This window comes from Silvimonas terrae (genome assembly GCF_014202765.1).
Taxonomy (GTDB): domain Bacteria; phylum Pseudomonadota; class Gammaproteobacteria; order Burkholderiales; family Chitinibacteraceae; genus Silvimonas; species Silvimonas terrae.
In genome coordinates this window covers 83,151-95,457 of the sequence record NZ_JACHHN010000004.1, presented here as the reverse complement: position 1 = coordinate 95,457, position 12,307 = coordinate 83,151, and the positions used below count along the sequence as shown (strand labels likewise).

Annotated in this window: 12 protein-coding genes; 4 read left to right on the top strand and 8 right to left on the bottom strand. The window is 60.5% G+C overall.

Annotation, left to right across the window (positions count from 1 at the left end):
- Nucleotides 1-69: 69 nt before the first annotated feature.
- From HNQ50_RS10415 to HNQ50_RS10405, 3 genes are read right to left on the bottom strand one after another with little or no spacing between them, the layout of a single operon-like run.
- Nucleotides 70-924 carry a transglutaminase family protein gene (locus HNQ50_RS10415; RefSeq protein ID WP_184100377.1) on the bottom strand — a complete coding sequence of 285 codons (855 nt, stop codon included), beginning with the start codon at nucleotides 922-924 and terminating at the stop codon, nucleotides 70-72.
- Nucleotides 925-927: 3 nt separating this feature from the next.
- Nucleotides 928-1,860 (bottom strand): alpha-E domain-containing protein, encoded by a 933-nt coding sequence (locus HNQ50_RS10410; protein WP_221303130.1) that lies wholly within the window; start codon nucleotides 1,858-1,860, stop codon nucleotides 928-930.
- 15 nt (nucleotides 1,861-1,875) lie between these two features.
- Entirely contained in the window at nucleotides 1,876-3,303 is a 1,428-nt protein-coding gene (locus tag HNQ50_RS10405) for a circularly permuted type 2 ATP-grasp protein (protein ID WP_184100375.1), read from the bottom strand.
- 431 nt (nucleotides 3,304-3,734) lie between these two features.
- Here HNQ50_RS10405 and HNQ50_RS10400 point away from each other — a divergent pair, with 431 nt between their 5' ends.
- The 3 genes from HNQ50_RS10400 (at nucleotide 3,735) to HNQ50_RS10390 (ending at nucleotide 5,974) form a co-directional block, all read left to right on the top strand.
- Nucleotides 3,735-4,982 carry a 6-phosphofructokinase gene (locus HNQ50_RS10400; RefSeq protein WP_308419154.1) on the top strand — a complete coding sequence of 416 codons (1,248 nt, stop codon included), beginning with the start codon at nucleotides 3,735-3,737 and terminating at the stop codon, nucleotides 4,980-4,982.
- A gap of 157 nt (nucleotides 4,983-5,139) precedes the next feature.
- Nucleotides 5,140-5,496 (top strand): ArsR/SmtB family transcription factor, encoded by a 357-nt coding sequence (locus HNQ50_RS10395; protein WP_184100370.1) that lies wholly within the window; start codon nucleotides 5,140-5,142, stop codon nucleotides 5,494-5,496.
- Nucleotides 5,474-5,974: an SRPBCC family protein gene (locus tag HNQ50_RS10390; RefSeq protein WP_184100368.1), complete on the top strand. Its 501-nt coding sequence runs from the start codon at nucleotides 5,474-5,476 to the stop codon at nucleotides 5,972-5,974. The genes HNQ50_RS10395 and HNQ50_RS10390 overlap by 23 nt, the downstream gene beginning before the upstream one ends.
- A 71-nt stretch (nucleotides 5,975-6,045) precedes the next feature.
- On the opposite strand, the gene HNQ50_RS10385 is transcribed toward HNQ50_RS10390, so the two are convergent.
- The 5 genes from HNQ50_RS10385 to mutL are packed head-to-tail and all read right to left on the bottom strand — an operon-like array spanning nucleotide 6,046 to nucleotide 10,605.
- Nucleotides 6,046-6,516 (bottom strand): NUDIX hydrolase, encoded by a 471-nt coding sequence (locus tag HNQ50_RS10385; protein ID WP_184100366.1) that lies wholly within the window; start codon nucleotides 6,514-6,516, stop codon nucleotides 6,046-6,048.
- Nucleotides 6,517-6,522: 6 nt separating this feature from the next.
- Nucleotides 6,523-6,969 (bottom strand): GNAT family N-acetyltransferase, encoded by a 447-nt coding sequence (locus tag HNQ50_RS10380; RefSeq protein ID WP_184100364.1) that lies wholly within the window; start codon nucleotides 6,967-6,969, stop codon nucleotides 6,523-6,525.
- Nucleotides 6,966-7,928: a tRNA (adenosine(37)-N6)-dimethylallyltransferase MiaA gene (miaA, locus tag HNQ50_RS10375; RefSeq protein ID WP_184100362.1), complete on the bottom strand. Its 963-nt coding sequence runs from the start codon at nucleotides 7,926-7,928 to the stop codon at nucleotides 6,966-6,968. Before miaA ends, HNQ50_RS10380 begins: the two co-directional genes overlap by 4 nt.
- Entirely contained in the window at nucleotides 7,925-8,698 is a 774-nt protein-coding gene (locus HNQ50_RS10370) for a hypothetical protein (RefSeq protein ID WP_184100360.1), read from the bottom strand. Before HNQ50_RS10370 ends, miaA begins: the two co-directional genes overlap by 4 nt.
- 11 nt (nucleotides 8,699-8,709) lie before the next feature.
- A complete protein-coding gene (mutL, locus tag HNQ50_RS10365) occupies nucleotides 8,710-10,605 on the bottom strand; it encodes a DNA mismatch repair endonuclease MutL (protein WP_184100358.1) in 1,896 nt (631 codons plus the stop codon).
- 184 nt (nucleotides 10,606-10,789) lie between these two features.
- Between mutL and HNQ50_RS10360 the strand changes: the two genes are divergently transcribed.
- Nucleotides 10,790-12,064, top strand: coding sequence for an O-acetylhomoserine aminocarboxypropyltransferase/cysteine synthase family protein (locus HNQ50_RS10360; protein WP_184100356.1), 1,275 nt, complete (start codon nucleotides 10,790-10,792; stop codon nucleotides 12,062-12,064).
- Nucleotides 12,065-12,307 lie beyond the last annotated feature (243 nt).

Genomic DNA, 12,307 nt, shown 5'->3' with positions numbered 1-12,307 from the left:
GTTTTATTCTACTGCGCTGCGGGTGCGCCGCTGCGAAAGCAGACCGCGTGTTGCAGCGATGCCATCTTATTACTGTTGCTGTTGCTGTTGCTGTTGCTGTTGCTGTTGCTGCGGCTGCAATGGCTGGTGAGGCTGGAAATGCAAAATGGAGCGCACCCGCGCGTGGCTGACCATGGTTTCTGCGCCGCCGCCGCGCCGCAGCCCGCGCACCGGGCAGGCATCCAGATAATCCAGCCCGATGGCCAGCCGCACATAGCGCTCATCCGGAATGCAGGCGTTGCTCACGTCAAACGCATGCCAGGCCCCTTCGGTTTGCGTTTCTACCCAAGCGTGACTGGCAACGTGATGGTCATTTTCGGTGTACAGATAGCCACTGATATAGCGCGCGGGCAGGCCCAGGTGGCGGCAAATGGCAATGAACACATGCGCATGATCCTGGCAGACCCCCAAGCCCTGGGCAAAGGATTCCGGCGCGGTGGTTCCGGCATTGGTCTGGCCCGGCGTATAGGGCATGCGGTCCAGTAAATCGGCCATCAGGTCCATCAACCCCTGGCGGCCGTGTTTTTCCACCAGCCGCTGATAGTTGCGGGCAAAGGTTTTGATGGCTTCATCTGCCGTGGTCAGCACGGTGGGCTGGCGGAATACCAGCGCCGGAATAGCCTCGCGCTGAGGGGTCGGCGCACGTGTTTCCACCACGCCTTGCGCCACAATGCGGATTTCATCCACCGGTTGATCCAGCGTGAGCACATGCTGCTCGTTGCCGTAGGCATCGATGGTCAGGTCCGTCCGGCCGGGAATCTCCAGGTGCCAGTGCAACGTGGTCTGGTCCGGGTCCCGTCGTGGCGTTAGCCGCAGCAACTGCACGCTGTGTGAAAGCGGCGTGTCGTAGCGGTAAGTGGTTTCGTGATGGATTTCCAGATGCATGCGTCAGGCCACCCGCAGGTAGGCTTCATCAATGGTATTGCCCAGCGCGTTGATCTCCGCCAGACACTCGCTCAGGTAGTTGTGCAAACCGTGCTCCAGTATTTCATCGACCTGGGTAAAGCGCAGATCGTTCAACAAAAGATGGGCTTCACGCTGTACCAGCCGACCGTTGTCGCCCTCAATCTGCGCCACAATCTTGCAGATCGCATCAAGGCACGCGCACAAAGAACGCGGTAGACGCGGTGACAGCACCAGCAATTCGGTCACAGAGCGCATCTCGACGCCTTCGCGATACATCTCTACATACGCCTCATAGGCCGACAGCGCGCGCAAGAGCGAGCTCCAGGCGTAGTAATCCTGGGCGTCTTGCGGGTTGTTGGCCTCGCCAATCAGGCTGGCTTTGACATCCAGCAGGCGGGCGGTGTTATCGGCGCGCTCAATAAACGTACCGAGCCGGATAAAGCTATACGCATCCCCGCGCAAAATGGTGCCGTAGGCAATGCCGCGAAACACATGCGAGCGGGCCTTCACCCAGTCAAAAAAGTCCCCGACATTGGCGATGCCATTGGCCTCGAAGGTCTTGGCTTCCAGCCACGTGGCGTTGATGTTCTCCCACATCTCCACTGTGATCTTGCCGCGCACGGCGTGGGCGTTTTCCCGCGCGTGGCGAATGCAACTCAGAATACTGGCCGGGTTGTCCCGATCCAGCGCCATGAATTGCAGCAGCGCCTCAGCGGTCAGCTTGGGGTAACGCGCAGAAAAGCGCTCCAGTGTTTCGGTAATCACCAGCGGGGCGCGCATTTCCGCGCGGGCCCCTTGCGATTGCGGCAACAGAGAGAGGCTGAAACTCACATCCAGCAGCCGCGCCAGGTTCTCGGCGCGCTCCAGGTAGCGGGACATCCAGTAAAGGTGATCGGCAGTGCGGCTGAGCATCATGTTGGTGTCCCCCTTTTACGCTTCCAGAATCCAGGCATCTTTCGTCCCCCCGCCTTGCGACGAATTCACCACCAGCGAGCCCTTTTGCAACGCCACCCGCGCCAGCCCGCCCGGCACAATCCGCACCGTATTGCCGGACAACACAAAGGGCCGCAGATCAATGTGGCGCGGCGCAATGCCTTCTTCCACAAATGTCGGGCAGGTGCTGAGCGAGAGCGTGGGCTGCGCAATGTAATTGGCCGGATTGGCTTTTAGCAGATCGCGGAAATGGTCGATCTCTGCCCGTGTGGCCTTGGGGCCAATCAACATGCCGTAGCCACCCGCGCCGTGGACTTCCTTGACCACCAGCTCATCCAGGTTGGCCAGCACGTGGCTCAGCTCAGACGGGTTGCGGCACTGCCAGGTGGGCACGTTCAGCAGCAGCGGTTCTTCATCCAGATAAAACCGGATCATGTCCGGCACATACGGGTAGATGGATTTGTCATCCGCCACGCCCGTGCCGATGGCATTGGCCAGCACCACGTTGCCGGCCCGATACGCCGCAATCAGCCCGGGTACACCCAGCGAGGAGTCCGGATGAAACACCAGCGGATCGATAAACAGATCGTCCAGCCGGCGGTAGATCACATCCACCTGCTTGGGGCCCGCCGTGGTGCGCATGTACACCTTGAGGTCTTTGACAAACAGATCACGCCCTTCAACCAGTTCCACCCCCATTTGCTGGGCGAGGAACGCATGCTCGAAATACGCGCTATTGAAGTGGCCAGGCGTCATCACCACGACGGTCGGGTTATCGGCGTAACTGCTCTGGCGCAGGGTGGATAACAGCAACGAGGGGTAATGCTCAACCGGTGCCACCGCGTGTTTCTCAAACAATTCCGGAAAGAGCCGCATCATCATTTTGCGGTTTTCCAGCATGTAAGACACGCCGGAGGGCACGCGCAGATTGTCTTCCAGCACGTAGTAGTTGCCGTCGCCGTGCCGGATGATGTCGATGCCGGCGATATGGGCGTACAAGTTGTGCGGCAAGTCCATGCCGCACATGGCGGAGCGATATTGCGCATTCACCAGCACTTGCTCTGCCGGGATCTTGCCGGCTTTCAGAATGTGCTGGTGGTGGTAGATGTCGTGCAAAAAGGCGTTGAGCGCCGCGACGCGTTGCTTGAGGCCTGCCTCCAGGTGTTGCCATTCTGCGGCAGGAATAATGCGCGGAATGGTATCAAACGGAATCAGCCGTTCGTTGCCGCTTTCATCACCATGAACTGAAAATGTGATGCCGACACGATGAAACAATAACTCGGCTTCCTGGCGGCGCTTGGCCAGCATGGCGGGGGTTTGCGCGTTGAGCCAGTCAAAAAAAGGTTTGTAGTGCGACCGGATTGAATGATCCCGATCCAGCATTTCGTCAAATCCGGTTTGGGCTGGCAAATCGATCTGGTGCATGGTTCGCACTTCCATGATGGGTACGAGACGATGCGCGCCGACGTGGCCGCGCCTGGCAGAGGCAGCGCTTGCTGCTGCTGTCGTTCTTGCAAACCTTGTGCCAGCCGGCAAGCCGCTGTTTGCACCGCAAAACACGGGTTTTGTGCGCGCCACTGCACCGCTGTGGGGCGGGTGCCATCAGGCTGCACCGCAGTGGGCACGCAACTGCACCGCGCCTTCAGGTTAGACCGCATCGCCCATTGACGCTGTCAGCATTGGCCAAACGCTGGTATCAGGGTTCTCCCACGTGGCGAAAGTCCCGATGCGGTTCAATGCTGCGTCGCGCAAGAATGGCATCGAGATGGTTGAGAAAAGGCCGCCTGCGCAGGTCACTTTTTCTGAACCATTCCCTTTGTTATTCAAACGCCAGCAACCCCACAAGGAGCGCGACCGTGCCCAGAAATGCGTTATATGCCCAATCGGGCGGTGTAACCCCTGTTATCAATGCTTCTGCGTGGGGCGTCATTTCCGCTGCACGGCGGCACCCGGATAAAATCGGCACGCTGTACGTCGCGCAAAACGGCATTCTGGGCGCGCTGACCGAGTCGCTGATCGACATCAGTACCGTGGCAGAAAGCCAACTGGCCGCCTTGCGCCACACGCCGGGCGGGGCATTTGGTTCTTGCCGGCACAAACTCAAGCACGGCAGCGAACTCAAGCGGCTGTTTGAGTTGTTTGCGGCCTACGACATTGGTTATTTCTTCTACAACGGTGGCGGTGACTCGGCCGATACCTGCCTGAAAGTGGCGGAATACGCGCAATACCAGGGCGTGGACCTGACCGCCATCCACATCCCCAAAACCATTGATAACGACCTGCCGCATACCGATACCTCGCCAGGGTTTGGTTCGGTGGCCAAGTACATTGCCACCACCACGCGGGAATGCGGGCTGGACCTGGCGTCCATGTCTTCTTCTTCCACCAAGGTGTTCATTCTGGAAGTCATGGGTCGCCATACTGGCTGGCTGGCTGCGGCATCGGGCCTGGCCAGCCGCACGCCCGCCGAGCCGCCGCATCTGATTCTGCTGCCTGAAGTCCCGTTTGATGCGCAGCGCTTTTTGCGCGCGGTCAAACAAACGGTCGCCAATGTCGGCTATTGCGTGGTGGTCGCGGCAGAGGGCATCCGGGATGCCGGCGGTCATCGTCTCTCTGAATCCGCCGGTACTGATGCGTTTGGTCATACGCAACTGGGCGGCGTGGCGCCGCTGCTGGCCAATATCATCCGCGCAGAACTGAGCCATAAGTGTCATTGGGCGGTGGCCGACTACATGCAACGCGCCGCACGCCATCTGGCCTCTGCCAATGATCTGGAACAGGCCATTGCCGTGGGCGAAGCGGCCGTGGACTTTGCGATCCACGGTCAGCGCAGCGTTATGCCGGCCATCGTGCGGGAGGCCGACCAGCCGTACCGTTGGCATATTGCACCGGTATCACTCAAAGACGTGGCCAACAAGGAAAAGCCGCTCCCCGAGAGCTACCTGCGGGACGATTGCATGCATCTGTCGATTACCGGCCGCGCTTACTTTGCGCCGCTGATCCTGGGGGAAACGCCACCCCCGTTTGATCATGGGCTGCCGGATTACCCGGTCTGGCATTTCCCGGTGATGGAGCGAAAACTACCGCTGTTTGAAATCCTCTGACATCGCCCCTCCAGAAAAAGCGCCCGGTCCGGGCGCTTTTTTTTTGGCCATTCATCTTGCCCCCAATTGCAAACCAACCGGTTATCGGTCTGTGTCTTGACTTGCCATCGCCATTTAATTAGCCTTTTGGATAAATAACCAATTGGCTAAATAAAAGATGGAACAAGATGCACTCAGTGCCGTATTTGGCGCACTGGCAGACCCCACCCGCCGCGCTATTCTGGCCCGGCTGGCGCAGGGTGAGGCGAGTGTGAATGAACTGGCCGAACCGTTTGACATGGCGTTGCCCAGCGTCTCCAAGCATCTGAAGGTGCTGGAACGGGCAGGCCTTGTTGTACAAGGCCGCACGGCGCAATACCGGCCGCGCCGGCTGGCGCCGGAACCGTTGCGTGAAGCAACGGGCTGGCTGGAGCAATACCGCAAGTTCTGGGAAGACAACCTTGACCAGATGGCGGCGTACCTCGATGAACTGCAACGCAAGGAGCAAGACCATGAACGCGAAAGTGGAACTTGAAGCACCGTTGTCAGCCAGCGCACATGAACTGGTGATGAACCGCATCCTGAATGCCCCGCCGGCCCGTGTGTTCAGCCTGTGGCAAGACCGCGCCCATGTGGCGCGCTGGTGGACGCCAACCGGTGAGAACGGCGGCCCGGGGGATTCCACCATCCTGGATTTTGATTTCCGCGTGGGCGGGCTGTTCCGGGTGGCCTTCAAGTCGCCGCGCAGCGGGGACGACATGATCATCCGCTGCGTCTACCGGGAGATCGTTCCCAACGAAAAACTGGTATTCAGTTTTGAGTGGGAGAAAGGCATGGATATGCCGATTGACATGCAGGTGACCGTGCAATTTACCCCGCATGGCGAAAAACAAACGCTGCTGACCTTCCGCCATAACGGCATGCCAAGCGAGAGCATGTGCGCCGACCACGAAAAGGGCTGGGCCGCCGTGTTCGACAATCTGGCCCGGGCGGTGGATGCCTTGAAAGCCTGAGAGGAATATGGATTGTGTGAAAGGATGCAACAAGAAACGGCGCCTGGTGCGCCGTTTGCGTTGGGGCATGCTCAAGTCACTTGCTGGTCAAGCCACGTGGCGGCAGCCATTAAACAAGCGCGGTTATCGCAAAAATCCAGCAAGGGTAACGCTTCATCCAGCGTGAGCCATTGGTAATGCTGGTGTTCGCCAGAAAGCACCGGTTGGGCATCTGGCGCAATCCGGGCGCAGAACACCTGCTCCTGCACCTGCGTTGGCGTGGGCCCGTAGGCGTCACGCCAGGCCTCCCGAATCGGGTAATACTGGGCAAAGCCGACATCAGAGACGTGTTCCAGAATCAATCCGGTTTCTTCTTGCACTTCGCGTCGCGCGGCGGCTGCGAAACTCTCTCCCGATTCCAGCGCACCGGATACACCTTGCCAGAAGGCGGGCAGCGTTAATTCCGGGCGCGGATGGCGCAGGAACAACACATATTCGCGTGCTTGTTCCGGTCTTTGGCGGTACAGGAAAACATGGGCCGAAAAGGGGAGTCGACGTGGCACGGCGGCTTACTCTGGCTTGAGATTTTTGACAAAGCGCTGCTTGATCACCGCATAGCCACAGGACTCATAAAACTGGCGTGCCGCCGTGCGGTGTTCGCTGCTGGTGACCTCGGCATGGGTTACGCCGCGGGCCAGAAACCAGCTTTCGGCAGCGTGGATCAGCGCCGTGCCGATGCCCTGGCCCCGACCAGACTCGGCCACCACCAGTGCGGTAATGCGGCCCAGATTGCCATCGGCGTGGAAAAACTCCAGGGCGTGCATGCTGATCAAACCAAGGAGTTCACCATTGCGTTCTGCAATCAGCACGCCATCGTTGGTGGATGCGGCAAAGCGGCTTAGCTTGTCGGCAAGCCGCTCGGGTGCGAGTTCATACCCCAATTGTGGCAACAAGGCGCTGATGGCTGCGGCGTCGGTGGGTACGGCCGGGCGAATGCGTACAGGCAGCCCGCTCATACGTGGGCTTTACCGGGGGTTTGCAGAAAGTCGCTGACCGTAGTGCGTACTGCGCCGGGCAAGTCCGGGTTCAGACAATTGAGCGGGGTGACATCGTCCATGCCGCGCAGCCAGGTCAACTGCCGTTTCGCCAACTGACGGGTTGCGGCCAGGCCTTTTTCCCGCAGCGTGGGCAGGTCAATCAGCCCATCCAGATAATCCCAGGTCTGGCGATATCCCACACAACGCATGGAAGGCAGCTCTGGCGTCAGTGCGTATTGCTGGCGCAACTGGCGTACTTCTTCTATCAGCCCACCTTGCAGCATCTGGTCAAAGCGGATGGCAATGCGTTCGTGCAACACCGCGCGGTCATCTGGCAGCAGTGCCAGTTTAAGCAAGTTATACGGCACCGGGCCGGCAGCGGGCTCCGCCAGCAGGTCTGACATGGGGCGGCCAGACAAGATGCAGATTTCCAGGGCGCGCTCAATGCGTTGCGAGTCTCCCGGTTCCAGCCTTGCGGCGGTGGGCGGGTCTAGCCTTGCCAGTTTTTCGTGCATGGCCGGCCAGCCCAGTTGGGCGGCTTCCGCGTGCAATTCTGCCCGCAGTGCCGGGTTGGCTTGTGGCAGATCGTGGATACCGTGCTGCAGCGTGTTGAAGTACAACATGGTGCCGCCCACCAGCACGGGCACTTTGCCGCGCGCGGTGATGTCCTGCATCAAGGCCAGGGCATCGGTGCGAAATTGCGCGGCAGAGTAGGCTTGCTCTGGCGTAATGACGTCGATCAGCTGATGCGGTGCGCGGGCCAGTTCGTCCGCCGTGGGCTTGGCGGTGCCGATGTCCATATCCTTGAACACCAGCGCGGAATCGACCGAGATCAACTCTACCGGCAAGCCCGATTCAATCAGCCCGATGGCGCTGGCGGTTTTGCCGCTGGCGGTCGGGCCCATCAGGAAAATAGCGGGAGGCAAAGGCGTGTTCATGTACGGCTCCGGCGGCGGGAATACCAGTTCAGCGCCAGGCTGGTGACCATGGCAACGACGGCAGAGGGCAATGCGGCCCACGCGCCCATCGTTGCGGTCAGCGGCACCAGCAATAAAAAGCTCAAGGCAAAGCCAATCAGCCCGATCAGAAAACCACGGACCTGGTAGACCACGCCATTGCTGTCACCGTGCGCGCGGGTGAAGGCGGGGATGACGGTTGCGGCGACCGGGCCACCGGATAGCACGCCGGTGAGCGACGTGCCCAGTTGCCGGGAGAGCGTCGTCAACGTGGCGACCAGGGCCAGCGCCACGGCCATGCGCGCAAGGAGTTCGCTGTGCGGCAAGGGACGGGAGACTGGCGCCTCGGTCATCCGTGGCAGGAGGTAGATGGCAATCCACAGCGCCGGGATGGCCCCCCAGCGCACCCAGTCCTGCTGGGCGAGACCGCTGGCAGCCAGTGCCCACGCTGCGGCCAGATACACGACCCAGCCACAAGCCAGCATGCCGGCCCAGCCAAAGCGGCGACTGCTCCAGCCCAGCGCAATCATGTAGAGCGCATTGGCCCACAAGCCGGATGGCGCGCTGTACGCTGTTGCCATGGTGTAGTCCTGCCCGTAGGCCAGCCATAAGGTCGTCATGACGCAGGCCGCAATCAGCGGCAAACCGCCAATCACGCCGGCAATGGTCGGGCCCCAGCGTTTGCCGGCCAGACTGGCCAGTGCAATGACGGCGGGGCCGGCGAAGAGTTTGGCAATCAATACTGAATTCATGGGGGTTCCGCTCACTGACCGCGCATGAACATTTTGTCCAGATCATGCATGGTCAGGCGGAACCAGGTTGGCCGGCCGTGGTTACACTGGCCGGAGCGTTCGGTGGCTTCCATTTCGCGCAGCAGCGCATTCATTTCCGGGATGGTCAGGCTGCGATTGGCCCGCACCGCACCGTGGCAAGCCATGGTGGCCAGCAATTCGTTACGGCGGCCGGTCAGCATCTGGCTGGCGCCGACTTCACGTACATCCTTGAGTACCGAGCGTGCCAGTTCCACGGCATCGGCATCCTTCAACAACATCGGGATGCCCCGGATAGCCAGTTGGGTGGGCGAGGCGACCGAGATATCAAACCCCAGTTGCGCCAGCGCATCGCGGTGGTCTTCCACTGCGGCGACTTCAAACCGGTCTGCGCCAAACAGATGCGGGATCAACAGCGGCTGGCTGGGCATCTGGTCCAGATCCAGCGCGTTCTTGAGCTTTTCATACACCACGCGTTCATGTGCGGCGTGCATGTCGACCACAATCAAACCCTCTGCCGCCTGCGCCAGGATGTACACGCCGTGAATCTGTGCCACGGCAAAACCCAGCGGCGGGATGCCGTCTTCATTCTCCGCCGGCATGGTCTGGCGGGGCGTGGAGAGGGCCGGACGCGGTGTCCAGGCGGGTGGACTGGCCAGGGTGGTGGTGTCAGCCGCATCTGCCGCAGCGGGTTGCCATGCCGGCTGTGGCGCGGTCGGGTCGCGTTTCAGATCGCCAAACATGCGGTCGTACACGGCCATGGGCTCTTGTACCACCGGGATATTCATCGGCTGTTGCCGCCACACGGGCTGGTTGTAGGCGGGTGCAGCGGCTGGCGCTGCGGGTTGCGGGGTGAGGATTTCACCGGTTTCGGGATCAACACCGGCGGGCGCTGTGCCTGCTTTGGTTCCGGCCAGCGCCTTGGTCAGGCTGCGCAGCATGAAACCGTAAATGGCTTGTGACTCGCGAAAACGTACTTCGATCTTGGTCGGATGCACGTTCACATCCACGCCTTCCGGGTCCAGCTCCAGGAACAGGCAATAAGCGGCGTGACGATCATGGTGCAACACATCGCGATAGGCTTCACGCAAGGCGTGGGCAATGACCTTGTCGCGCACAAAACGGCCATTCACAAAGAAATACTGTGCATCGCGCGAGCCTTTGGAGAGGGTCGGGCTGCCCGCCAGCCCCCACAGACGCAGCGGCCCGGCGCGTTCTTCCACCTGTACGGCCGATTGCGCAAACTCATCGCCCAGCAAGGCCGCACAACGCTTGAGTACATCGCCGCGCATCACTCGCAGGCTGGCGCGGTTGTTGTGAATCAGCGTGAATTGTTTGTCCGGATTGGCCAGCGCCAGGCGCTTGACCATGTCTTCGCAATGGGCAAACTCGGTGCCGTCTGACTTCAAAAACTTGCGGCGGGCCGGTGTCTGGTAATACAGGTCATGCACTTCAATGGTGGTGCCCACGGCCAGGGCAGCAGGCTCGGCATCGTGCAGCCGGCCGTGGTCGGACTCTATGCGCCAGGCGTGCGCCGCGCCATTGAAACGGCTGGTCAGCGTCATGCGCGACACCGAGGCAATCGATGCCAGACCTTCGCCACGAAAACCCAGCGTGGCCACTTTCTGCAAGTCATCAAAGTCCCGGATCTTGCTGGTGGCGTGGCGATGCAGCGCCAGCGCCAGATCTTCACGCTCGATCCCGATGCCGTCATCAATCACTTTGATCAGCTTGGTGCCGCCAGCGGCCAGTTCTACACCAATATTCTCGGCACCGGCATCCAGACTGTTTTCCAGCAATTCTTTCAAGGCAGAGGCAGGGCGCTCGACCACTTCACCAGCGGCGATCTGGTTAACCAGTTGGTCGGACAAAAGCTGGATGCGGGGCATGGCGGGCCAGGGCGGGGCAAAGACCGGATTATACCAGCGGCAACCCGGTGGCCTGGGTTTGGCGTAATTAGATATTGGTTATATTGATGTGAAAACTAATTCTTCACTGGAATATTGAAAACAGATCGCCACTGGCGCAATCTGCTGTTTTCCCCAAACCCAGTCATCACGAGGAGTCGTAGCGATGAAGTTCGATACCCTGGCCATCCACGCCGGTTTTGATGGCGACCCCACCACCCGCGCAGTAGCGGTGCCCATCTACCAGACCACCAGCTACTCGTTTGACGACACCCAGCACGGTGCGGACCTGTTTGACCTGAAGGTGGCCGGCAACATCTACACCCGCATCATGAACCCGACCACTGATGTGCTGGAAAAACGTCTGGCCGCGCTGGAGGGCGGGATCGGGGCGCTGGCGCTGGCATCCGGCCAGGCCGCCATCACGTATTCCATCCTGACCATTGCCGAGGCGGGTGACAACATCATCGCCACCAGCACGCTGTACGGTGGCACTTACAACCTGTTTGCGCACACGCTGCCGCAATATGGCATTGAAGTGCGCTTTGCCGATGCCAAAGACCCGCAATCGGCCGCCAAACTGATTGATAGTCGCACCAAGGCGGTATTTGTCGAATCCATTGGCAACCCGCTGGGCAACGTGGTGGATTTCGCCGCTTTTGCAGACGTGGCGCACCAGGGCGGCGTGCCCTTGATTGTGGACAACACGGTGCCGACGCCGTACCTGACGCGGCCGTTTGAACACGGCGCGGATATCGTGGTGCATTCGCTGACCAAATATATTGGTGGTCATGGCACCAGCATTGGCGGGGCTATTGTGGACTCGGGCAAGTTCCCCTGGGCCAAACACAAGACGCGCTTCAAGCGCCTGAACGAGCCGGAAGTCAGCTACCACGGTGTGGTCTACACCGAGGCGCTGGGCGAGGCCGCCTACATTGGCCGGGCCCGTACCGTGCCGCTGCGCAATATGGGCGCGGCGATCTCCCCCTTCAACGCCTTCCTCATCTTGCAGGGCCTGGAAACGCTGGGTTTGCGGCTGGATCGCCACTCAGAAAACGCGCTCAAAGCGGCGCAGTTCCTGAAAACCCACCGCGCGGTGGAATGGGTGAATTACGCCGGCTTGCCGGAACATCCGTCTCATGCACTGGTACAAAAATACTTTGGCGGCAAGGCATCCGGTCTGCTGACCTTTGGCGTGAAGGGCGGCCGGGCTGCGGGTGCCCGCTTCCAGGACGCGCTGCAACTGATCACGCGGCTGGTGAACATTGGCGACGCCAAGAGCCTTGCTTGCCATCCGGCCAGCACCACCCACCGCCAACTCTCACCGGAAGAACTGGCCAAAGCGGGCGTGACGGAAGATACGGTGCGCTTGTCGATCGGGATTGAGCATATCGACGACATCATTGCTGATTTGCAGCAGGCGCTGGACAAGGCTGCTTGAACCAGGGACAGCGGTAAAAACAAACACGCCAGCGATGATCGCTGGCGTGTTTGTTTTATACAGGCATTAGAGCAAGGGGCCGCCAGCAGGGCAGGGACAGCAAGGCCCATTCTAATTGACCAACGCGTCATTCCGGCCTTGAGCCGGAATCCAGCGGGGGCCGGGGCAGCCCCGTTCTCTGCCGAGAACCACCGTAGCCCGGATGAAGCGCAAGCGGGAATCCGGGGTGGCGACGCAAGCCAG